Genomic DNA, 21,235 nt, shown 5'->3' with positions numbered 1-21,235 from the left:
GCGCGTCCGTAGTATTGACCCTCGGTGCGTTGACGCGTGCCCAGCTCTGCCCGGCAGCCCACCACGCGGGTGGTCGTGGCCCGGGGCAGACCCAGTTTTTTCAGTGAGACAACGAAGGAGACCGCGGTGTACGCGATCGTGCGCGCAGGCGCCAAGCAGCAGAAGGTCGCCGTGGGCGACGTCATCGAGATCGACAAGGTGAAGACCGGTGTCGGCGAGTCGGTGACCCTGCCGGTCGTGCTCGTGGTCGACGGCGAGACCATCACCTCGACGGGCCTCGACAAGGCCGGAGTGACCGTCGAGGTCCTCGGCGCGTCCAAGGGTCCCAAGATCGTGATCCAGAAGTACAAGAACAAGACCGGTTACAAGAAGCGCCAGGGTCACCGCCAGAAGTACACCCAGGTCAAGGTCACCGACATCTCTCTCTGAGCCTGGCTCGAGACACACCCGAAGGACTACGAAATGGCTCACAAGAAGGGCGCCGCGTCCACCAAGAACGGTCGCGACTCCAACTCCCAGCGCCTCGGCGTCAAGCGCTTCGGTGGTCAGGCTGTCAACGCCGGCGAGATCATCGTGCGCCAGCGCGGCACCCACTTCCACCCGGGCAGCGGCGTCGGCCGCGGCGGTGACGACACCCTCTTCGCGCTGATCCCCGGCGCCGTGGAGTTCGGCCGCAAGCGCGGCCGCAAGGTCATCAACATCGTCCCGGGCGAGTGACCTGACGCTCGCTCGTTCCACCTCCGCGCAAGGGCGTCCCTGATACCGGGGTCGCCCTTTCGCTATTTTCTCGACAACGACAACAGACAAGGCGGTGAACCATGGCAGTCCCGACTTTCGTCGACAAGGTGTCGCTCCACGTGAGCGCTGGTCGCGGCGGACACGGCGTGGCCTCGGTGCACCGTGAGAAGTTCAAGCCCCTCGGTGGGCCTGACGGTGGCAACGGCGGTCAGGGCGGCTCGATCATCCTGCGCGTCGACCCGGACGTCACGACCCTGATCGACTACCACCACAGCCCCAAGCGGACCGCCGAGAACGGCGGCCACGGTGCGGGCTCGCACAAGAACGGTGGCCACGGCTCCGACCTGGTGCTCATGGTTCCTGACGGGACCGTCGTCACCGACGCGCAGGGCAACGCCCTCGCCGACATGATCGGTCCTGGCACCGAGCTGGTCATCGCAGCCGGTGGACGCGGTGGCCTCGGCAACGCGGCGCTGGCCAGCTCCAAGCGCAAGGCGCCGGGCTTCGCGCTCCTCGGCGAGCCCGGTGACGAGCTCGAGATCCGTCTCGAGCTCAAGGTCGTCGCCGACATCGGCCTCGTCGGCTTCCCGAGCGCCGGCAAGTCGAGCCTGATTGCGTCGATCTCGCGGGCCCGGCCCAAGATCGCCGACTACCCCTTCACGACGTTGGTCCCCAACCTGGGAGTGGTCACTGCCGGCGAGACGACGTTCACCGTCGCCGACGTGCCCGGCCTGATCGAGGGTGCCAGCGAGGGCCGCGGCCTCGGCCACGACTTCTTGCGTCACATCGAGCGCTGCGCGGCGCTGGTCCACGTGATCGACACCGCCACCATGGAGCCCGGCCGCAACCCGGTCGAGGACCTCGACATCATGGAGAACGAGCTCACCCGCTACGGCGGGCTCGAGGACCGACCGCGCCTGGTCGCGCTCAACAAGATCGACGTTCCCGACGGGCGCGACATCTCCGACATCACCATCGACGACCTGCGTGAGCGCGGCCTGCGCGTCTTCCCGGTCTCGGCCGCGAGCGGGGAGGGGATGCGCGAGCTGACCTTCGCCATGGCCGAGATCGTGCGCGCCGCCCGCACCGAGCGCGAGGTCGTCGCGGCGCAACGGATCGTCCTGCGGCCCCCCAATGCCGACAGCGACGAGGACTTCACGGTCCAGGAGTCGCCCGACGGGTGGCGCGTCAAGGGGACCAAGCCCGAGCGCTGGGTGCGCCAGACCGACTTCAGCAACGACGAGGCCGTGGGGTTCCTCGCCGACCGCCTCAACCGTCTCGGCGTGGAGACCAAGCTCGTCAGGCTGGGGGCGGTCGAGGGCGACACCGTCATCATCGGCTCCGACGAGAACTCCGTGGTCTTCGACTTCAAGCCCGGCATCGATGCGGGCGCGGAGAACCTCGCGCGTCGCGGCGAGGACGAGCGCTTCGAGGAGAAGCGCCCTGCGCACGGTCGTCGCAAGGCCATCCAGGAAGGCATGGAGGACCGCGCCGAGACCGAGACCCGCGCCGACGTGGCCCGGCGCCTCGACAAGCCGGAGAAGTACGGACCCAAGGCCTACGTCATCGGCTCGCCCGAGGACCCCGACTGGGCTGAGAGCGACCCCGACGCATGACCGAGGGCCTGCGGCTCGAGGTCACCGGCGCACGCCGGATCGTGGTCAAGGTCGGCTCGTCGTCCCTGACGAGCGCCGCAGGCGGGATCGATCCCTCCCACCTCAGCCAGCTCGTCGACGTCCTGGCCGCTGCCCGACAGCGCGGAGCCGAGGTGGTGCTGGTGTCCTCGGGCGCGATCGCGGCCGGGCTGGCACCGCTCGGCCTGGCGAAGCGGCCGCGCGGGCTGGCCGCCCAGCAGGCGGCCGCGTCGGTGGGGCAGGGGTTGCTCGTGCACCGCTACACCGAGGAGCTCGCCCGTCACGGCGTCGTGGCGGGTCAGGTCCTCCTGACGCTCGACGACGTGACCCGGCGCTCGCACTACCGCAACGCCTACCAGACCTTCGCCAAGCTCCTCGAGCTCGGCGTGCTGCCGATCGTCAACGAGAACGACACCGTCGCGACCAACGAGATCCGCTTCGGTGACAACGACCGGCTGGCCTCCCTCGTGGCCCACCTGGTGCACGCGGACCTGTTGGTGCTGCTCTCCGACGTGGACGGTCTCTACGACGCCGATCCTCGCGAGCCCGGCGCGCGCCGGATCACCGACGTGACCTCGCCCGCCGACCTCGCACAGGTGCGGATCGGAAGCGCAGGGGCGGCCGGGGTGGGCACCGGCGGCATGCAGACCAAGGTCGAGGCGGCCCGGATCGCCACCGGCGCCGGCATCCCGGTGGTCCTGGCGGCCGCCGACCAGGCCGCGGTCGCCCTGGCCGGTGAGGCGATCGGCACGCTCTTCCACGCCACGGGTCGTCGTCAGCCGACGCGGTTGCTCTGGCTGGCCCACGCGACCGAGCCCAAGGGGACGCTCCTGCTGGACCCGGGCGCCGTACGCGCGGTGGTCGAGCGGCACGCCTCGCTCCTGGCCGCCGGCATCACCGGCGCCATCGGTGCCTTCACCGCCGGCGACCCGGTCAACCTGGCCGGCCCCGACGGGGTGCCCGTCGCGCGCGGCCTGGTCAACTTCGACGCCGACGAGGTGCCCCAGCTGTTGGGTCGCTCGTCGCAGGACCTCAAGCGCGAGCTGGGGGCCGCCTACGAGCGCGAGGTCGTCCACCGCGACGACCTGGTCCTGCTCTGACCCCAGCCCCGGCGGTCAGACGGCGATCGTGAGCCCGATGGTCACGACGTCGCCCAGCGCGAGCGACTCCGCCGTGCGGATCTTGTCCTTGAGCGGCACGACGTAGCCGCCGTCCTTGGGCCACAGCGCCGTCGTGACGTCCGTGGCGCCGACGCGCACGGTCGCGGGGATCATGCCCCAGCCATAGCTGACCATCGGCGAGACGGCGAGGAGCTCGGCGCACTCGTCCTCGGGCACCGACACGAAGTGGTAGGGCGCGGGGCCGCGCCACTCCCAGATCTCCCCGGTGAACTCCAGCTCCATGGATCAACCGTAGGACAGGTTGCGGACGTTCCGAGGCGGTTAGGCTCGTCCCGTGCATGGTCAGGTGCCCGGCCCCGCGGACGACGGTCCCGGCTCCGACGCGACCCTCAACGCGCTCTACGACCTGGTGCCCGACGCCGAGGAGGTCGACCTGGCCGAGGAGGTCCGGCTGGAGCAGGAGCAGTCCTGGGCCCTCGAGAACGCCGGGTTCGTCGAGGAGGGCCGGCTCGCCCCGGTCGAGGACCAGGCACCCGACGAGCCGCCCACGCCGGCACCGGACGAGCGCCTCACCGACAACCAGGTCCAAGGCTTGCTGGAGCACGTGCTGGGCGCCGAGGTGCTCGACGACGAGGACCCGCGGGGCCACGAGACCTGAGGGTCGCTCTCAGGCGCCTTGGCTACGGTGTCGGCACGCGCGCCACCCGGCGTACGACGACCCGGAGGAGCCTGGAGTGACCAAGGAAGCACGCGACATCGAGCGGATCTACAAGACCGAGGACGTCGTCGCCAAGCTGCGTCGCCTGGCGGACGCCCTGGAGACCGGTGACTCGTTCCGGATCCAGATCGCCGGCGAGCGCTTCCGGGTGCCGAAGCACGCGGAGTTCTCGATCGAGCACGAGCGTGGCGACGGCGAGGAGGAGGTCGAGTTCCAGCTGAAGTGGAGCATCGCCGAGTCCGAGGACGACGCCGACGGCGAGGACGACACCAGCGTCGTCTGAGCAGCCTCAGACCGCGGTGAAGGTCGAGCTCACCACGACGCGGCCGCGCCGGTCGCGCACCTCGAAGCCCGCGGCCGACGCACGCAGCACCGTGGAGTTGAGGTTGCACAGCATCTCCCGCTCGCCGGTGCCCACGAAGCCGCCCGCGGGGTAGCGCCGACCGTCGGTGCCGAGCACGGTCACGACGTAGCGGCGGCCCTCGTCGAAGCCGCTGGCGGTGAGCTTCACCTCGACGCCCCAGGTGTGGTCGACCAGGTCGGCGTCGGCCCGGACCCCTGAGACGCCCACGGCGACGGTGACGTCCTCCGTGGGGACGGCCGGCGCGGGGTCGGGCCGGGTGACGACCAGGCCGACCACGACGACCACGGCAGCGGCGATCCCGCCGACGGCGGAGAGGGCGGCCTGCCGGCGCCACGTCGTACGACGCTCACGGTCGCGCTCGGCGGCCACCGCGGTGACGACCCGGTCCTGGAGGTCGGCGGGTGCCGCGGGGACGTCGGTGGGACCCGCGGACCGGAGCTCCGCGAGGACCCGGGCGGGGGGCACCAGCTCGTCGAGCTCGGCGCGGCACCCCGCGCACGTGCCGAGGTGTGCCTCGACGTCGGCGGCCTCGTCGTCGGCGAGCCCGCCGAGCACGTAGGCACCGAGGCTGATCCGCAGCTGCTCGTGGTCTGTCATGGCCGCACCTCCATCTCTTCCATCACGACGCGGAGCGCCTTGAGTCCGTAGAACACCCGGCTGCGCAACGTGCTCTCCGGGATCCCGAGCTCGGCCGCGACCTCGGGGTAGGGGCGGTCGGCCAGGTAGGTCTCCGCCAGTGCTCGGCGGTGGTCCTCGCCGAGCCGCCGCAGGGCGTCCTCGACGAGGATCCGCCGCAGCTGCTCCTCCCACCCGTCCGGCACGGCCGGGGCGGCCTCCTCGAGCGTCGGGTGGTCGGCCAGCGCCCGCAGCCACGGGCGCGAGCCGCGGGCCCGCTGGGCGTCGACCACGACGTTGCGGGCGATCTGGAACAGCCAGGTCCGCAGGCTGGCCCGCCCGACGTCGTAGGTCTCCCGCGCCCGCCAGGCACGCAGGAAGGTCTCCTGCACGGCGTCCTGCGCACCGCCCTGGTCGCCCAGCGCGCGCAGCGAGAGACGGTAGAGCTCGTCACCGTGGGCTGCGTAGGCAGCCCGCACGGCCTCGGGTGTCGAGAGGTCGGTGACGACCCTCGCGGGAGGGGGGCTCATGTCCGTCCTTCGGTGCGGTCGCGCTGGACGACGGGTCGGCAGGCGAGGTCAGCGCACGACGACCGAGAAGTCGGTGACCGCGGCACCCTTCGGGAAGGTGCCGACCTTGCGCACGTCGCCCGTGGTCAGGTCGACCGTCCAGAGACCGACGGTGCCGCCGCTGGTGAAGGAGGCGAAGCCGGCGTTGCTGGTGGCCTTGCCGCCGGTGACACCGCTGGCGATGTCGAAGCCGACCTGGCCGAAGAGCTTGCGCCCGGTCGAGCCCTGCGGCGTGATCGTGCCCGCGTTGGCGGGCACCTGGAGCGAGACGTTGCCCAGCGTGGCGTTGAGGTCGTAGAGCGCCGTGCCGGTCTGGTCGCTGTTGTCGTTGTTGGTGTAGGCCGCCGCCTTGATGCCGCGCACCGGGTCGGCGACGTCGGGGGTGTTGAGGCGTCCGTCGACCGTCGTGGTCTTCTCGGCGAAGGAGTAGCGCAGGTTCTGCCCCGCGTTGCTCACGATCCGCAGCGCGTCGGCGGCCGGGTTGACGTCGACGCCGAAGCTGACGCCCTTGAGCGGCGCGCTGAGGCGGCCCACACGGTTGGCGTCGGCGGTGCGGGTGTTGATCGTGTAGATCCCGCCGTTGTTGCCCACGGCGTAGAGCGTCTTGTTCTTCACGCGGAAGTCCAGGCCCACCAGTCGCTTGTCGCCCTTGAGGCCGGTGACCTTGGCGATCCGGTCGGCACCGCCCGGGCGGTTCACGTCGAAGCTGACCAGGGTGCGGTCGGCGGTGATGCCGAAGGCCTGCGTCGGGGCGGGAGCGGCGGTGGCGCTGGTCGACATGGTGGCCACTGCCGCGCCGGCGAGCATCGTCGCGGAGGTCAGGGCTGCGAGGGTGCGCTTCATGGTCGTCTCCTTCGTCGTCGGCGCGCTGGTGCGCGCCGGTTCAGGAGGGGATACGGGCGGGGGAGCGCACCTGTTGAACGATCCGGTCGCTAGTTTCGGAGCATGTCCCGCGTGCTCCCCTCGCTGCTCTGCGCCGGGCTCCTGCTCTGCGGGCTCGCCCTCACCGTCGTGCGTCTCGTGGAGCCCGACCTCGCGCGGGCCGCGCAGCTCCAGGCGTTCACCCCCCTCGCGCTCCCGGCGTACGCCGCCGCGCTGGTGCTCCTGCTCCTCCTCGCGCTCCGGCGGGCCACCCGGAGCCGCCTCCTGGTGGTGCCGCTCGGCGTGGCGGTGGCCGGTCTCGCGCTGCACGCCGTGTGGTTCGCCCCGCTCGTGTCGGGGTCGGTGCCGGGAGCGGCTGCTGGCGCGCCGACGACGGGCGTCATGACCGCCAACCTGCTGGCCGGCGCCGGCGACGCCACCCGGCTGGTGGTCGAGGCGAGCGAGGCGGGCACCGACGTGCTGGTCGTCAGCGAGGTCACCCGGGGCGACGTGGCGGAGATGGAGGGGGTCGGGCTGTCCGACGTGTTCCCGCACCGGCTCGGTCAGGCGGAGGCCGCCGACGGCTTCGTGGGAGCGACGATGGTCTTCTCCCGCGAGCCGATCGAGCTGGTCGAGACCCTCGACACCACCTTCGACGGGATGCTCGTGCGCACCGGCGACCTGAGCGTCCTGGCGGTCCACCCGGCGCCGCCCACGCTCTACGCGGACTGGAAGGCCGACCACCGGGCGATCCTCGAGGTCGCCCAGGCCGAGGAGGTGGACGTGATCGCGGGAGACCTCAACGCGACGCTCGACCACGCCCCGCTGCGGGCGCTGGTCGACGCGGGCTACCGCGACGCGGCCGAGCTCACGAACTCCGGGCTGGCAGCGACCTGGCCGGTCGACGGCGGCTTCCCGGTGCTGAGCCTGCTGCCGCCGTCGGTCGCGATCGACCACGTGCTGGTCTCCGAGGCTTGGACCGTCACCGCTACGCGCACCGTCGACGTGCCCGGCTCCGACCACCGCGCCGTCCTCGCCACGGTGGCGCCGCGATGAACCTTCCGCCGCCCCCGCCCGAGATGGACGACGCGGAGTTCCTCCGGTGGTGGGGCCGGTGGGAGCCGTTGACGCCGAGCACGGTCGGTGCCTTCATGGCGGGCTTCGACCGCCCGTGGTGGGTCGTTGGCGGCTGGAGCGTCGAGGTCTTCACCGGGGTGCGGCGCGAGCACGAGGACCTCGACATCTCGATGCTCACCTGCGACGCCCCGGCCTTCCGCGACTTCCTGGGCGACCGCTGGACGCCCTTCGTGGTCAGCGCCGCCGGCCTCCGGCCCTACCGCGTCGGCGGGCCCGACGTCGACCGCGAGGGCCAGCTCTGGGTGCGTCGGGACGCGGGTGCTCCGTGGGTGCTCGACGTGCCGCTGACGCCGGACACCGACGGCTGCTGGACCAACAAGCGTTGGCACGACCACGTCGCCCCGGTCGAGGACGTGACCTGGGTCGGCGACGACGGCGTGCCCTACCTGCGTCCGGAGGTCACGATCATGATGAAGGCGCGCCTCGACCGACCCAAGGACCGCGCCGACCTCGAGGCCTGCTGGCCGCTGCTGGGCTCGGCCGAGCAGGAGTGGGTGCGCGACACGATCGCGCTCGCGCACCCCGGTCACCCGTGGCTGGAGCGGCTCTGAACGCCAGCACCGGTCCCGCCCGACGACCGTGATGGGCGCCGGCGACCCGCGGCGCCGTACCCTGGGAGGGCGATGAGTCAGTCCAGCCCCGATCCGGTCGTCTACCTCGACCACGCCGCCACCACGCCGATGGTGCCCGCGGCGGTCGACGCACTCACCGCACACCTCCTCGACGTCGGCAACCCGAGCTCGCTGCACGCCTCCGGGCGTCGCGCACGGCGCATCGTGGAGGAGTCGCGCGAGACCATCGCGCAGGCCGTCAACTGTCGACCCGGCGAGGTCGTCTTCACCGCCGGCGGCACCGAGGCCGACAACCTCGCCCTCAAGGGCATCTTCTGGGCCCGTCAGGGCACCGACGCCCGCCGCACCCGCGTGCTCACCACCTCGGTGGAGCACCACGCGGTCCTCGACCCCGTCTTCTGGCTCGGCGAGGACGAGGGCGCCCAGGTCGAGCTGCTGCCCGTCGACCGCGACGGCCGCCTCGACCTCGAGGCGCTGCGCGCGAGCGTCGAGCGCGACCCCGCGTCGGTCGCCCTGATCTCGGTCATGTGGGCCAACAACGAGGTCGGCACGCTCCAGCCCATCGACGAGGTCGTCGCGATCGCCGCCGAGCACGGCATCCCCGTCCACACCGACGGCGTGCAGGCCATCGGCACCGTCCCGGTCGACTTCGCGGCCTCCGGGGTCGACGCGCTGGCACTGACCGGGCACAAGGTCGGCGGCCCCTACGGCGTCGGCGCCCTCGTCGTACGACGTGAGCTCGCGGTCACCGCGTTGGTGCACGGCGGTGGCCAGGAGCGCGACATCCGCAGCGGCACCGTCGACACCCCGGCCATCGCCGGGCTCGCGGCCGCGGTCGAGCTGGCCGTCAAGCACCAGCCCGAGCACGCCGTCCGCATGGCCACCCTGAGGCGCCGGCTCGTCGAGGGTGTCCAGAGCGCTGTGCCCGACGCGGTGCTCAACGGCCCGGCCCTCGACGACCCCGCGGCGCGCCTGCCCGGCAACGCCCACCTGAGCTTCCCCGGCTGCGAGGGCGACTCCCTCCTGATGCTCCTCGACGCCCGCGGCATCGAGTGCTCGACCGGCTCCGCCTGCTCCGCCGGGGTCCCGCAGCCCTCGCACGTGCTGCTGGCGATGGGACGCGAGCCCGAGGATGCGCGCAGCTCGCTGCGCTTCTCGCTCGGTCACACCAGCACCGAGGCCGACGTCGACGCCCTCGTCGCGGCGATCGGTCCCTGCGTCGAGCGTGCGAGGGCAGCCAAGGCATGAAGGTCCTCGCTGCCATGTCCGGCGGCGTCGACTCGGCCGTCGCCGCGGCCCGCGCCGCCGAGGCCGGACACGACGTCACCGGCATCCACCTCGCCCTCTCGCGCAACCCCGCGTCCTACCGCTCCGGCGCCCGCGGCTGCTGCACCATCGAGGACTCCAACGACGCGCGCCGTGCGGCCGACATCATCGGGATCCCCTTCTACGTCTGGGACCTGAGCGAGCGCTTCCACGAGGACGTCGTGGAGGACTTCATGGACGAGTACGCCGCCGGCCGCACCCCCAACCCCTGCCTGCGCTGCAACGAGAAGATCAAGTTCGCCGCCGTGCTCGACCGTGCGCTGGCCCTCGGCTTCGACGCGGTCGCCACGGGCCACTACGCCCAGCTCCGCACCGGCGACGACGGGCTGATCGAGATGCACCGGGCGAGCGACCACGGCAAGGACCAGTCCTACGTCCTCGGCGTGCTCGACCAGCACCAGCTCGCGCACTCGCTCTTCCCGCTCGGCGACACCCACAAGTCGGCCGTGCGCGTCGAGGCCGCCGAGCGCGGGCTGCTGGTGGCCGACAAGCCCGACAGCCACGACATCTGTTTCGTCGCCGACGGCGACAACGCGGGCTGGCTGCGCGAGAAGCTCGGCGACCGCGCGCCCAACCATGGGGGAGCGATCGTGGACGACGCGACCGGCGAGGAGCTCGGCCGGCACACCGGCACCTACGGGTTCACGATCGGCCAGCGCAAGGGCCTGCGCATCGGCACCCCTGCCCCCGACGGCAAGCCACGCTTCGTGCTCGACATCGAGCCGGTCTCCGGCACCGTCACCGTCGGCCCGCGCGAGCGGCTGGCCGTCGACCGGCTCAGCGGCATCAAGCCACGCTGGTGCGGGACCGTGCCGCACCGCCTGGAGGGCACCGTGCAGCTGCGCGCCCACGGCGACGAGCACCGGGCCGTGGTCCTGGTGCGCGGCGCGGACGTCGACATCGAGCTCCTCGACCCGGCCTTCGGCATCGCGCCGGGCCAGGCCGCCGTGATCTACGACGGCACCCGCGTCGTCGGCTCCGCGACGGTCGCCGCGACAGCCAGCGTGGCCATCGCATGACCCGGGCCACCGGCATCGGATCGATGCCCGGCTCCGACCAGGCCGCCTTCGACGAGGCCGTCCGCGTCGTCCTCGGCTCGCTGCCCGACCTGCCCCACCTGCCCGAGGTGCCGGGCCGGGGCGCTCCTGCCGGCATGCTCGGTCGCGGCCTCGCGGTGATGGCGTCACTGGGTGCCGACCTGCAGCCCGCCGGGTGGCGGCTCACCGATGCCCCGGGCGTCGATCACCGCCGCGCGCGCAGCCTGCTCGCGCAGGACCTCGACGGGCTCGAGGAGCAGGCGCAGGACTACACGGGCACCTTCAAGATCCAGGTCGCCGGCCCCTGGACGCTGGCCGCGACCGTGGAGAAGCCCCGCGGCGACAAGCTGCTGTCCGACGTCGGCGCCCGACGCGAGCTCGCGCAGGCGCTGGCGGAGGGGCTGCGCGACCATGTCCGCGACGTACGACGACGTCTGCCCGGCGTCGACCGCCTGGTCGTCCAGGTCGACGAGCCGATGCTCGCGGCCGTGCTCGACGCGGCGATCCCCACGGCCAGCGGCTTCGGTCGGCACCGGGCCGTCCACCCGCCCGAGGCCTCGCAGCACCTGGAGTGGGTGCTCGGGGCGATCACCGACGAGGGCGCCGAGCCGTGGGTCCACGCGTGCGCGCCGTCGACCCCGTGGGGCCTCGTGCGCGGAGCGGGAGCGAGGGGGTTGTCGGTCGACCTCGACCAGCTCGGTGCGCGCGACCACGACCAGCTCGGGGAGGCGCTGGAGGCGGGGGAGACGGTCGTCCTCGGCGTCGTACCGACCCTCGACCCGGACCCCGAGCCCACGGAGAAGGCGCTCGTCGAGCGGGTGCTGCGCTGGCTCGACATGCTCGGTCTCGATCCGGCAACGATCGGGGACCGGCTGCTCGTCTCGCCAACCTGCGGGCTGGCGGCTGCGTCAGAGCCTTGGACACGACGTGCCCTGCAGCTCGCGACCGGCAGCGCGGGGCACCTGACCTAGCACCAGGAGACGACCCATGGCTTCTCGGACCGCCGCCCTCGCCGGCACGGCCCTGCTCTCGCTCGCGCTGCTCGGGGGGTGTGGCTCCGGCGCCCCGGGCAGCGACCCGACCGGTCTCGGCACGCCCGGCCCCGACGCCGGGTCGGGCGACGTGCCGATGACCGCGCGGGGGCTGGCCGCGCTGGCGTTCGTCTACCTGTCCGACGACACGGCGAGCCGGGCGGCGGCCTACTCGACCTACGAGACACCGTCCGGTGAGGTGGGCGTCGACCTGCGCTACGGCGGCGGGGAGGGCGACGACGGCGACCTGGTGAGGGTCCTGGTGACCCCCGAGCCCGAGGAGGACCCGCGCTGCGAGAGCGGCGATCAGCGGTGCGTCGAGCGCGAGGTCGACGGCGGCACGCTGGTGCTCGCCTGGGAGGAGGTGGCGCCCGAGGAGGACCCGGGCGTGGTCCTGCTCTCGCTGGTGCGCGAGGACGAGGTCGCCTCGGTGCTCTATGCCGGGCCCGCCATCAAGGGCGACCCGCGCGAGATCGACCTGCCGATCGAGATCTCCGCGCTCGAGGAGCTGGTGCAGGACCCGCGGGTCGGCGTGACCACCGACCAGGAGGTCGTCGACGCCGGCGAGGAGGTCGAGGACTGGGAGGGCGGCGAGGCTCCGGACACCGCCGACCCGACCCCCGTGCCGGTCTCGCCCCAGGCGCTCAAGGGCTTCTTCCTCACCTACTCCGGGCTGTCCGGCTTCAGCGGCACGAGCGACATCCCCCGGGTGGTGGAGCCGTTCGGTCCGGATGCGGTCGGCATCGGCATCTCGATCAGCAGCGACCACGTGCGCTACCGCGACGTCGAGGTCGTCGCCTCGCCGCAGGCGCCGGAGTGGCTGGCCGCGGACCCGTGCGCGACGCCGGGCTACGCCTGCGAGACGTACGACGGCGCGCTGGGGCCCGTGCACCTCCTCTGGCGGGCGGGACGCACCGGCGAGGCGTGGCTGGTCAACTTGCGCGCCGACGAGGTCGTCGCCTTCCGCTTCGACTCCTGGAAGGTGCCCGAGCAGGAGCAGGCCGTCGCCGGGTCGATCGACCTGCGCACGCTGCGCTCGATGCTCGACGACGACGTGCACGTCGGCATGATGTCGACGGCCGGGCTGGAGCGCGTGCAGTTCTGACCCGCGTCGCTGCCCGACGCACGACGGCCCGGACGCTCCTCGCGGAGCGCACCGGGCCGTCGTACGGGCTGGTGGGCGTCAGCCGACGTGGACGCCCTCGGGGCCGTCGGTCGCCAGCTCGGTGTGCTTGACGTCCAGGAAGAGCCAGATGACCGCGGAGGCCGCGAGCATCGTGATGGCACCGACGAGGAACGCGTTGGTCGCACCCTCGGTGAAGGAGGCCTGGAAGAGCGCGCCCTCGAGGAAGGACTGCCCGGTGCTCGGGTTGATGGCCGTCGGGTCGACCCCGGCGGATCCGAGCCCCTCGGCCATGGGCTGGGCCACGGTGTCGATGCGGTTGTTGACGAAGTGCAGGGACACCGTGCTGAGGGCGGCGAGGCCGAGGGCGCCACCGATCTGCTGCATCGTGTTGAGCACGCCCGAGCCGATGCCCGAGTCCTCGGCACGCACGTGGTGCACCGCGGTCAGGGTCAGCGGCACGAAGGTCAGGCCCATGCCGATCGACATCGTCAGGACGAAGGGGAAGATGCTGGTCCAGTAGTTCAGGTCGGCACCGATCGGTCCGGTCGCACCGAGGACGGCCGAGACCGAGTCGGCGACGTCGATGCGGGAGAACATGAACAGCGAGAACGCCGCCAGCAGCGTGCCGACGCCGGCGATGTAGCGCGCGTCGATGCGGTTGACGAGGTTGGAGGACAGACCCGCGCCGATCACGATGCCGAAGGAGAACGGCAGGAACGCGAAGCCGGTGCGCAGCGAGGAGTAGCCCACGATCTGCTGGATGAAGAGGCTCAGGAAGTAGAACATCGCGAACATCGCGGCCGGTGCCAGCATCATCGCCAGGAAGCTCGCCGCACGCGTGCGGTTCTGGAAGATGCGGATCGGCAGCAGTGCGTGCTCGGTGCGCGACTCGATGATCGCGAAGAGGACCAGCAGGCCGACACCGGCCACCAGGCTGGCGATCGTCCAGGTGTCGCCCCAGCCGTGCTGTGCCTCACCGGCACGGGTCAGGCCGTAGACGAGGCCGAGGAGGCCCAGGGTGCCGGTGACGGCGCCGGGCACGTCCATGCGACCCCGCTGCGGCTCGGACTCGCGCAGGAAGCGCGGCGCGAGGGCTGCGGCCACGAGGCCGATCGGGGTGTTGATAAGGAAGGTGAAGCGCCAGCCGCTGACCTCGAGGCCGAGGATCTCGGGGTTGAGGCCGGTGAGCCAGCCACCCAGGATCAGGCCGACGGCCGCACCGGCACCCGACATCGCGGCGTAGACCGCAAAGGCGCGGTTGCGCTGCGGGCCGGCCGGGAAGGTCGTGGTGATCAGGGCGAGGGCCGCAGGGGCGGCGAGCGCGGCGCCGAGACCCTGCAGGGCGCGCGAGCCCAGCAGCATCGCCTCGTTCTGGGCGAAGCCGCCGATCAGCGAGGCGATGGCGAAGACCACCAGGCCGATGGCGAAGACACGGCGTCGGCCCAGGAGGTCGCCGAGACGGCCACCGAGCAGCAGCAGACCACCGAAGGCCAGGGCGTAGCCGGTGACGATCCACGACAGGTTGGCCTGGGTGACGTCGAGGTCGGCGCCGATGTAGGGAAGCGCGATGTTGGTGATGGTGCCGTCGAGGACGACCATCAGCTGCGCCACGGAGATGAGCACGAGCGCCCACCCCAGGTGGAGCTCCTTGGCCGAGGACTGGTCCTCGGTCTCCTGGATGTCGGTCATGTGTCTTCCTTCTGTGCTGCGAGCGGATGCGGTGCGCCGAAGGTGGCGGCGGGGATGATGATCTGGTCGATGACGCGGGCGATGACCGCCTCGTCGGGGGTGTGGCCGAGCAGGAACAGGCGGTGCAGGACGATCCCCGGCACCGCGGTCGCGAGCAGGTCGAGGTCCACGTCGGGGTTGACCTCGCCGCGGTCACGGGCCCGCTCGAAGATCTGGAGCGCGACGCCGACCTTGGGGCCGATGAAGTCGCGTCGGAAGGCCAGTGCGAAGTCGGCGTCGCGCGCCACGGCCGTCAGCAGGCTGGCGAACACGGCGATCTGCTGGTGGTCGGTGAGGCCGCCCATCCCGCAGAACGACGCGACGAGGTCACCGCGCAGGGTGCCGGTGTCGGGCACGATGAGGGGGCCCTTGTGCGAGAGCAGGGCATCGATGACCAGGCTCGCCTTGTCGTTCCAGCGGCGGTAGAGCGTGGCCTTCGACGCCTTGGCGCGGGTGGCCACGGCGTCCATGGTGAGCCGGTCGTAGCCGAGCTCCGCGAGCACGTCGAGCGTGGCGTCGAGGATCTCCTGCTCGCGAACCCCCTCGACCCGGGGACGGGTGTGCGCGGCGACGGTGCCGGACGCCGCGGAGGTGCCGCTGTGCTCGGTGCTGGTGCTCACGCCGCCTCCTGTCCGTTGGTGCATCGTTCACCTGGATGAAACGAAACGGTTCCGTTTCATCCAGGTCAACAGGATGGCACGCGAAGGCATTCCCGATCCAGCGGGTTTCTTGCGGGTGGTCTGGTCCGGGTGGCGATCAGCCCAGCAGGTCCAGCGAGGTGTCGATCGCGAACGTGTTCCAGGCGTCGACGCGGCGGAACATGTAGTGCCCGACGCGGCCCATGTCGGTGAACGACGCGGAGGAGGCGATCGGGGTGGCCCGCTCGAGGTAGGCGCGGGTCATCCGGGCCGAGGTGATCTTGTCGGTCCGACCGTGCGCGGCGTGGACCTGGCGGCCGCTGAGGGTGTGCACGGGGTCCTCGGGCGACCACCAGGGCGCGACGGCGACCACGCCGACGACCGAGGGGGCGTCGGCGACGTGGACCGCCGTGCGACCGCCCATGGAGTGGCCCAGCAGCACGACGGGCACGTCGCCGAGCTCCCGGCGTACCTCCTCGATCGCCCAACGGGCGTCGTCGACCGGAGCCCCGTGGTTCCAGCCGCGGACGGTGTAGCGCAACAGCCAGGTGCTGACGCCGGCCGCGTGGGCGCGCGGGGTGATCGAACGCTGCATCGCGGCGAAGCGGCGCCAGGAGGCGCTGCGGTGGTCGACGGACTGCATGCTGGCCTGCTTGCCCCCGTGCAGCATCAGCACCACGCCGCGCGGCTCGGAGGCGACGTCGAGGCGGGTGACGGAGGGCCCGGGCGCAGTCTGCTCACGGGTCGTCTCGGGGGCGGCCATGACAGTTCTTCGGAGCGGCGAGACGCCCGGATGGTGCCGGGACGTGTGCTGGGCATGTCGGTGGGACCCGGCAAGATGGGCGCCATGAGCAGCCCCGAGCCGAGCCCGGTCACCCCCGAGGCCCGCGACGAGCACCAGCAGCTGGTCGAGCAGGTGGAGGACGCGCGCTGGCGCTACTACGTCCTCGACGACCCGACCCTCGACGACGCCGACTTCGACACCCGGATGCGCGCCCTCGAGGCGCTCGAGGAGGCCTTTCCCGAGCTGCGGACCCCCGACTCCCCGACGCAGAAGGTCGGCGGCGCGGTCTCGACCGAGTTCACCGCCGTCGACCACCTGCGTCGCATGGAGAGCCTCGACAACGCGTTCTCCTACGACGAGCTGGCGGCGTGGCACGCCCGCCTCGCGCGCGACGGGATCGAGGACCCGGCGCTGCTGTGCGAGCTCAAGGTCGACGGCCTCGCGATCAACCTGCTCTACGAGAAGGGCCGGCTCGTCCGCGCCCTCACCCGGGGGGACGGCGCGACGGGGGAGGACGTGACCCCCAACGTCAAGACGATCGACTCGGTCCCGCACCGGTTGCGGGCGAGCGAGGAGTTCCCGACCCCCGACCTGGTCGAGGTGCGGGGCGAGGTCTTCCTGCCCAAGGACGCCTTCGAGCGGCTCAACGCCTCGATGGTCGACGCCGGCAAGCCGGTCTTCGCCAACCCGCGCAACGCCGCGGCGGGGTCGTTGCGGCAGAAGGACCCCCGGGTCACGGCCACCCGGGCGCTGGGGATGGTCTGTCACGGCGTCGGGGCCCGTGAGGGCTTCGAGCCGCTCGCCCAGTCCCAGGCCTACGACGCGCTCGCGGCCTGGGGCCTGCCGACCTCGGAGGCGGTGCGGGTGCTGCCCACCCTCGAGGAGGTCCAGGCCTTCATCGCCGACGCCGGCGAGCGACGCCACACGATCGTGCCCTACGAGATCGACGGCGTGGTGGTCAAGGTCGACGACGTCTCGCTGCAGCGACGCCTGGGCTCCACGAGCCGGGCGCCGCGGTGGGCCATCGCCTTCAAGTACCCACCCGAGGAGGTCAACGCCAAGCTCCTCGAGATCCGGGTCAACGTCGGTCGCACCGGTCGGGTGACGCCCTACGGCGTGATGGTGCCGACGCGCGTGGCCGGCTCGACCGTGGAGAACGCCACGCTCCACAACGCCCACGAGGTCAAGCGCAAGGACGTCCGTCCCGGCGACACCGTGATCCTGCGCAAGGCCGGCGACGTGATCCCCGAGATCCTCGGCCCGGTGCTGGCCCTGCGACCGAAGGGGCTGCGCCCGTGGCGGATGCCCACGACGTGCCCCTCGTGTCGCACCCCGCTGGCCCAGCAGAAGGAGGGCGACAAGGACCTGCGCTGCCCCAACCACGAGGTGTGCCCCGCACAGGTGCGCGAGCGGGTCTTCCACGTCGCCGGTCGGGGTGCCTTCGACATCGAGGGCCTCGGCTACGAGGCGGCCGTCTCGCTGCTCGACGCGAAGGTCATCGCCAACGAGGGCGACGTCTTCGACCTCGACGCCGCCCGGCTGTTGCGCACCGAGCTCTTCACCCGTGCGGCCAAGAAGACCGAGGAGGAGGTCGCCACCGACGGGCGGGTGCTCTCCGCCAATGGCCAGCGCCTCCTCGACAACCTCGGCAAGGCCAAGGCGGTCCCGTTGTGGCGGGTCCTCGTCGGGCTCTCGATCCGGCACGTCGGTCCCACCGCGGCGCGGGCGCTGGCCACGGAGTTCGGCTCCATGAGCGCCATCCGCGAGGCGACCGAGGAGCAGCTGGCGGCGGCCGAGGGGGTGGGGCCGACGATCGCCGAGGCCGTCATCGAGTGGTTCGCCGTCGAGTGGCACCGCGCCATCGTCGACCGCTGGGAGGCGTCGGGGGTCACCATGGCCGACGAGCGCGACGAGTCGACGCCGCGCACGCTCGAGGGGCTCACCATCGTGGTCACCGGGTCGTTGGTCGACTTCAGCCGTGACTCCGCCAAGGAGGCCATCCTCAGCAGGGGCGGCAAGGCGGCCGGCTCGGTGTCGAAGAAGACCGACTTCGTCGTGGTGGGGGAGAGCGCCGGCTCCAAGGCGGAGAAGGCAGAGCAGCTGGGCGTGCCGATCCTCGACGAGAGCGGTTTCAAGCACCTCATCGAGCACGGCCCGCCCGCGGCTGGACAAGAGGCGTAGGGTCGAAGGCGCGGTCGCTGACCGAGGGTCACCACCCCTCCTCGGCTCGGGATGGCTGGCCTCGCGCCATGACCCCCGGAAGAACCACATGACCACCTCGAAGCCCACGTGGCTCGACCCTGCCTGTCCGCCGTGGTGCGTGCGCGAGCACGTCGAGGACGACCACCCCGACGACCGACGTCACCAGAGCGCCGAGGAGGTCCTGCCGGCCGTGCGCGGGGACTTCCCCGGGCCGGAGGGCTCGGGACCGGACGGTGGGCCCCGCGTGCACGAGGACTGGCTGGTGATGGGACACCGTGCCGTCGAGGAGGACGCCACGTGGGTCCACGTCGGTCAGGGGGAGGGGCGCGAGATCTAGATCGACGTCACCCGTGACACCGCGCAGCGTCTGCGCGACGCTCTGACGCGGTGCCTCGACCGGCTCGCGTGAGTCGCCCGCGGGTCACCGGCCGCCGGTGACGTCCGGGGGGTTCGGTGGGAGCAGGTCCTCGACGGCCAGTCCCAGGACCTGGCACAGCGCGATCAGCGTCACCAGCCGGGGGTTGGCGGGCGTGCCCGGTCGCGACTCGCCCTTGTCGTACTTCTGGTAGGTGTAGGTCGAGATGCCGGCCGCGTGCGCGACCCGGGCCTGGCTGAGCCCACGGACCTGACGGGCTCGCACGAGACGGTGCCCCATCTCCCTCGCGTAGAGGTCCCAGGTGGCAGGCGAGTCGGGCCGGTTCGTCACCGGGTCCACCCTGGTCCCCCCGGGCACTGCCTATGAGTCATACCTGATAGGCAACATTTCGTCACGGTCCAGGTCGATGCATCCCCTGCAGCCGGAAGAGGTCGCCGTCGGCGGTCCACCCGTAGTCGTAGGTCGCGCCGGGTGCGGTAGAGCGAGGCCCACGAGGCGTGGACGAACTCGGTGAACTCCCCGTCGGAGGGTGGACGTGGCATCGGTGACTCCCGTGCCCTGGCCGGTCACCCTTCCAGATGCGCGCACCCCTGGAATCGGTCGGTCGGCGTCTCAGACGAGGTCGGCGAGCAACGCCGTCGCGTGTGGCTGGTGCAGGAGCTGGCGCTGCAGCGACGACCAGAGCTCGACGCTGCTGCGTGGATCGGCATCGCGTGCCTGGAGGACCTCGTCGAGCCAGGTCTGCATCTGCGTCAGCACGGAGGGGTCGCGGGTGAGCAGGGCGCCGGCCACGCTGTCGACGACATAGGGCACCGAGGTGACGAGCACGCCGCGCCAGTCCTCGGGCGGGAGGTCGGCAACGAGGCTGAGGTCCAACCGGGCGCACAGGTCGTCGAGGACCAGGCTGCTGAGGTCCGCGCTGCAGGCGCGGATGCGCTCGGCCTCGCGCACCTCGGGCGGGACGAGGTCCGGCAGGGAGTCGGTGCGGACAGGGAGGTCGATGAGGACCGGGAGCGCCTCGTCCGCCGTGGCGGCGTAGGCGGTCGCCCCGATCCTCCTCGCACGCAACCCCTCCCGGTCGAAGGCGCTGCCGCCCACCATCACCGGGGTCCGCAGGTCGCGGACGAGCTCGACCAGCGAGGCTGCTGCCCCCAGCGACGAGACGAGCGACGCGCTGAGGAGGACCGCGCGAGGACGGGTCCTGCTGATCCGGTGGGCGAGCTCGGCGGCGTCGACCTCGCCGAGGCGGTAGTCCACCCGCACGCCCGCGACGCGCAGCTTCACGGCCAGGAGCGTGGTCGCCATCGTGTGCCACTCCTGCTCGACGCAGGTGAGGAGCACGCGCGGGCCGCGGGCCACGCCGGTCCGACGTGCGGAGAGCCGGTCGAGGACCCGCTCGTTGACGCTGGTCGCATGGTGCTCCTGCAGCACCGTCCACCGGTTGCAGGCCCAGAGGTCGCCGACCCGAGCCTGGGAGGCGGCGATGAGACGGTCCAGCACGTCGCCGAGCGGGACCCCGCGGTCCAGCACGGCGCAGAACACCGCGTAGGCGGCCTCGACGTCACCCTCGGTCGTGGCCGTCCAGTAGGACTGCACGTCCTGGGTGTGCACGAGACGGAGGGCCATGCTCGATTGCATCCTCCCGGGCACTCGTTGGCAAGGGGCTCCGGTCACGACCTGGGGGCAGCGGCAGGTGGCGTCACTCCTAGGATGGGTGCCATGCCTGAAATCACCAGGGACGAGGTCGCCCACCTGGCGACGCTCGCCCGGATCGACCTGGACGACGCCGAGCTCGACCACCTGGCGCCGCAGCTGTCGGTGATCCTCGAGTCCGTCGCCTCCATCACGGGCGTGGCCGGCGACGACGTGCCGCCGACCTCGCACGCGATGCCGCTGACCAACGTCTTCCGCGAGGACGTCGTGGTCCCGGGCCTCACCGCCGAGCAGGCCCTCTCGGGCGCCCCTGCCTCCGAGCAGCAGCGCTTCTCCGTCCCGCGGATCCTGGGGGACGAGCAGTGAGCGACCTGACCCGCATGACCGCCGCCCAGCTCGCCGACGCGCTCGCCGCGGGCGAGACCACCTCGGTCGAGATCACCCAGGCCCACCTCGACCGCATCGCGGCCGTCGACGGTGCCGTCCACGCGTTCCTCCACGTCGACGCCGAGGGAGCGCTGGCCCAGGCCGCCGCGTCCGACGCCCGGCGCGCGGCGGGCGCGCCTGCGAGCGTCCTCGACGGCGTCCCGATCGCGGTCAAGGACGTCCTGGCCACCGAGGGGCTGCCCACCACCTGCGGCTCCAAGATCCTCGAGGGCTGGATCCCGCCCTACGACGCCACCGTGGTCGCCCGGCTCAAGGCCGCCGGCCTGCCGATCCTGGGCAAGACCAACATGGACGAATTCGCCATGGGCTCCTCCACCGAGCACTCCGCCTACGGCCCGACCCACAACCCGTGGGACCTCGACCGGATCCCCGGCGGCTCCGGCGGTGGCTCGGCCGCGGCGGTCGCCGCCTTCGAGGCGCCCCTCGCGCTCGGCACCGACACCGGCGGCTCGATCCGCCAGCCGGGAGCCGTCACCGGCACGGTCGGCGTGAAGCCGACGTACGGCGGGGTCTCGCGCTACGGCCTCGTCGCCATGGCCAACTCCCTCGACCAGGTCG

25 protein-coding genes are annotated in these 21,235 nt (G+C 72.2%); 16 read left to right on the top strand and 9 right to left on the bottom strand.

What is annotated here, in order from left to right; all coding sequences use genetic code 11:
* The first annotated feature begins 126 nt into the window (after positions 1-126).
* The 4 genes from rplU (at position 127) to proB (ending at position 3,472) form a co-directional block, all read left to right on the top strand.
* A complete protein-coding gene (rplU, locus tag AAG827_RS18640) occupies positions 127-429 on the top strand; it encodes a 50S ribosomal protein L21 (RefSeq protein ID WP_309648748.1) in 303 nt (100 codons plus the stop codon).
* A 33-nt stretch (positions 430-462) separates the two neighbouring features.
* Complete coding sequence (rpmA, locus tag AAG827_RS18635) at positions 463-717, top strand: 50S ribosomal protein L27 (protein WP_091110203.1); 255 nt, start codon at positions 463-465, stop codon at positions 715-717.
* A 101-nt stretch (positions 718-818) separates the two neighbouring features.
* The gene (obgE, locus tag AAG827_RS18630) at positions 819-2,354 is read left to right on the top strand and encodes a GTPase ObgE (protein ID WP_341927716.1); all 1,536 of its coding nucleotides are present in this window, start codon (positions 819-821) and stop codon (positions 2,352-2,354) included.
* Positions 2,351-3,472, top strand: coding sequence for a glutamate 5-kinase (proB, locus tag AAG827_RS18625; RefSeq protein WP_341927715.1), 1,122 nt, complete (start codon positions 2,351-2,353; stop codon positions 3,470-3,472). Before obgE ends, proB begins: the two co-directional genes overlap by 4 nt.
* A 15-nt stretch (positions 3,473-3,487) precedes the next feature.
* On the opposite strand, the gene AAG827_RS18620 is transcribed toward proB, so the two are convergent.
* The gene (locus AAG827_RS18620) at positions 3,488-3,775 is read right to left on the bottom strand and encodes a DUF1905 domain-containing protein (RefSeq protein ID WP_341927714.1); all 288 of its coding nucleotides are present in this window, start codon (positions 3,773-3,775) and stop codon (positions 3,488-3,490) included.
* 52 nt (positions 3,776-3,827) lie between these two features.
* On the opposite strand from AAG827_RS18620, the gene AAG827_RS18615 reads away from it, so the two are divergent.
* Complete coding sequence (locus AAG827_RS18615; protein ID WP_341927713.1) at positions 3,828-4,151, top strand: hypothetical protein; 324 nt, start codon at positions 3,828-3,830, stop codon at positions 4,149-4,151.
* 76 nt (positions 4,152-4,227) lie between these two features.
* Positions 4,228-4,494, top strand: coding sequence for an amphi-Trp domain-containing protein (locus tag AAG827_RS18610; RefSeq protein ID WP_341927712.1), 267 nt, complete (start codon positions 4,228-4,230; stop codon positions 4,492-4,494).
* A 6-nt stretch (positions 4,495-4,500) separates the two neighbouring features.
* Here the strand turns inward: AAG827_RS18610 and AAG827_RS18605 are convergent, their stop codons facing one another.
* The 3 genes from AAG827_RS18605 to AAG827_RS18595 are packed head-to-tail and all read right to left on the bottom strand — an operon-like array spanning position 4,501 to position 6,602.
* The gene (locus AAG827_RS18605) at positions 4,501-5,172 is read right to left on the bottom strand and encodes a zf-HC2 domain-containing protein (RefSeq protein ID WP_341927711.1); all 672 of its coding nucleotides are present in this window, start codon (positions 5,170-5,172) and stop codon (positions 4,501-4,503) included.
* On the bottom strand, positions 5,169-5,720 hold the full coding sequence (locus tag AAG827_RS18600; protein ID WP_341927710.1) for a sigma-70 family RNA polymerase sigma factor: 552 nt from the start codon (positions 5,718-5,720) through the stop codon (positions 5,169-5,171). Before AAG827_RS18600 ends, AAG827_RS18605 begins: the two co-directional genes overlap by 4 nt.
* 48 nt (positions 5,721-5,768) lie before the next feature.
* Complete coding sequence (locus AAG827_RS18595) at positions 5,769-6,602, bottom strand: DUF4394 domain-containing protein (protein WP_341927709.1); 834 nt, start codon at positions 6,600-6,602, stop codon at positions 5,769-5,771.
* A 102-nt stretch (positions 6,603-6,704) separates the two neighbouring features.
* On the opposite strand from AAG827_RS18595, the gene AAG827_RS18590 reads away from it, so the two are divergent.
* The 6 genes from AAG827_RS18590 (at position 6,705) to AAG827_RS18565 (ending at position 12,828) form a co-directional block, all read left to right on the top strand.
* Positions 6,705-7,676, top strand: a complete 972-nt coding sequence (locus AAG827_RS18590; protein ID WP_341927708.1) for an endonuclease/exonuclease/phosphatase family protein — start codon at positions 6,705-6,707, stop codon at positions 7,674-7,676.
* Positions 7,673-8,308 carry a hypothetical protein gene (locus AAG827_RS18585; RefSeq protein WP_341927707.1) on the top strand — a complete coding sequence of 212 codons (636 nt, stop codon included), beginning with the start codon at positions 7,673-7,675 and terminating at the stop codon, positions 8,306-8,308. The genes AAG827_RS18590 and AAG827_RS18585 overlap by 4 nt, the downstream gene beginning before the upstream one ends.
* Before the next feature lie 72 nt (positions 8,309-8,380).
* Positions 8,381-9,577 (top strand): cysteine desulfurase family protein, encoded by a 1,197-nt coding sequence (locus AAG827_RS18580; protein ID WP_341927706.1) that lies wholly within the window; start codon positions 8,381-8,383, stop codon positions 9,575-9,577.
* The gene (gene mnmA / locus AAG827_RS18575; protein ID WP_341927705.1) at positions 9,574-10,674 is read left to right on the top strand and encodes a tRNA 2-thiouridine(34) synthase MnmA; all 1,101 of its coding nucleotides are present in this window, start codon (positions 9,574-9,576) and stop codon (positions 10,672-10,674) included. The genes AAG827_RS18580 and mnmA overlap by 4 nt, the downstream gene beginning before the upstream one ends.
* Positions 10,671-11,663, top strand: a complete 993-nt coding sequence (locus AAG827_RS18570; protein ID WP_341927704.1) for a methionine synthase — start codon at positions 10,671-10,673, stop codon at positions 11,661-11,663. Before mnmA ends, AAG827_RS18570 begins: the two co-directional genes overlap by 4 nt.
* A 16-nt stretch (positions 11,664-11,679) precedes the next feature.
* Complete coding sequence (locus AAG827_RS18565) at positions 11,680-12,828, top strand: hypothetical protein (protein WP_341927703.1); 1,149 nt, start codon at positions 11,680-11,682, stop codon at positions 12,826-12,828.
* Between the two features lie 78 nt (positions 12,829-12,906).
* Here the strand turns inward: AAG827_RS18565 and AAG827_RS18560 are convergent, their stop codons facing one another.
* The 3 genes from AAG827_RS18560 to AAG827_RS18550 form a co-directional block, all read right to left on the bottom strand.
* Complete coding sequence (locus tag AAG827_RS18560; protein WP_341927702.1) at positions 12,907-14,538, bottom strand: MFS transporter; 1,632 nt, start codon at positions 14,536-14,538, stop codon at positions 12,907-12,909.
* Positions 14,535-15,197: a TetR/AcrR family transcriptional regulator gene (locus AAG827_RS18555; protein ID WP_341927701.1), complete on the bottom strand. Its 663-nt coding sequence runs from the start codon at positions 15,195-15,197 to the stop codon at positions 14,535-14,537. Before AAG827_RS18555 ends, AAG827_RS18560 begins: the two co-directional genes overlap by 4 nt.
* Before the next feature lie 136 nt (positions 15,198-15,333).
* A complete protein-coding gene (locus AAG827_RS18550) occupies positions 15,334-15,978 on the bottom strand; it encodes an alpha/beta fold hydrolase (protein ID WP_341927700.1) in 645 nt (214 codons plus the stop codon).
* 84 nt (positions 15,979-16,062) lie between these two features.
* On the opposite strand from AAG827_RS18550, the gene ligA reads away from it, so the two are divergent.
* Together ligA and AAG827_RS18540 are read left to right on the top strand one after the other, a co-directional pair.
* Positions 16,063-18,180: an NAD-dependent DNA ligase LigA gene (gene ligA, locus AAG827_RS18545; RefSeq protein WP_341927699.1), complete on the top strand. Its 2,118-nt coding sequence runs from the start codon at positions 16,063-16,065 to the stop codon at positions 18,178-18,180.
* A gap of 88 nt (positions 18,181-18,268) precedes the next feature.
* Positions 18,269-18,538, top strand: a complete 270-nt coding sequence (locus tag AAG827_RS18540; RefSeq protein ID WP_341927698.1) for a hypothetical protein — start codon at positions 18,269-18,271, stop codon at positions 18,536-18,538.
* Positions 18,539-18,622: 84 nt separating this feature from the next.
* Here the strand turns inward: AAG827_RS18540 and AAG827_RS18535 are convergent, their stop codons facing one another.
* Both AAG827_RS18535 and AAG827_RS18530 read right to left on the bottom strand, forming a co-directional pair.
* Positions 18,623-18,907: a helix-turn-helix transcriptional regulator gene (locus AAG827_RS18535; protein ID WP_341927697.1), complete on the bottom strand. Its 285-nt coding sequence runs from the start codon at positions 18,905-18,907 to the stop codon at positions 18,623-18,625.
* Between the two features lie 282 nt (positions 18,908-19,189).
* Complete coding sequence (locus tag AAG827_RS18530; RefSeq protein WP_341927696.1) at positions 19,190-20,203, bottom strand: cobalamin-dependent protein; 1,014 nt, start codon at positions 20,201-20,203, stop codon at positions 19,190-19,192.
* Positions 20,204-20,296: 93 nt separating this feature from the next.
* Between AAG827_RS18530 and gatC the strand changes: the two genes are divergently transcribed.
* Both gatC and AAG827_RS18520 read left to right on the top strand, forming a co-directional pair.
* Positions 20,297-20,596 carry an Asp-tRNA(Asn)/Glu-tRNA(Gln) amidotransferase subunit GatC gene (gatC, locus tag AAG827_RS18525; protein WP_309650394.1) on the top strand — a complete coding sequence of 100 codons (300 nt, stop codon included), beginning with the start codon at positions 20,297-20,299 and terminating at the stop codon, positions 20,594-20,596.
* A partial coding sequence (locus tag AAG827_RS18520; RefSeq protein ID WP_341927695.1) for an amidase family protein occupies positions 20,593-21,235 on the top strand: 643 nt, incomplete at its 3' end. The genes gatC and AAG827_RS18520, both read left to right, overlap by 4 nt.

The organism is Nocardioides psychrotolerans (assembly GCF_943371775.1).
In the GTDB taxonomy this organism is placed as follows: domain Bacteria; phylum Actinomycetota; class Actinomycetes; order Propionibacteriales; family Nocardioidaceae; genus Nocardioides; species Nocardioides psychrotolerans_A.
Note: the sequence above shows the minus strand (reverse complement) of the source record. Positions and strands in the feature narration are given on the sequence as shown.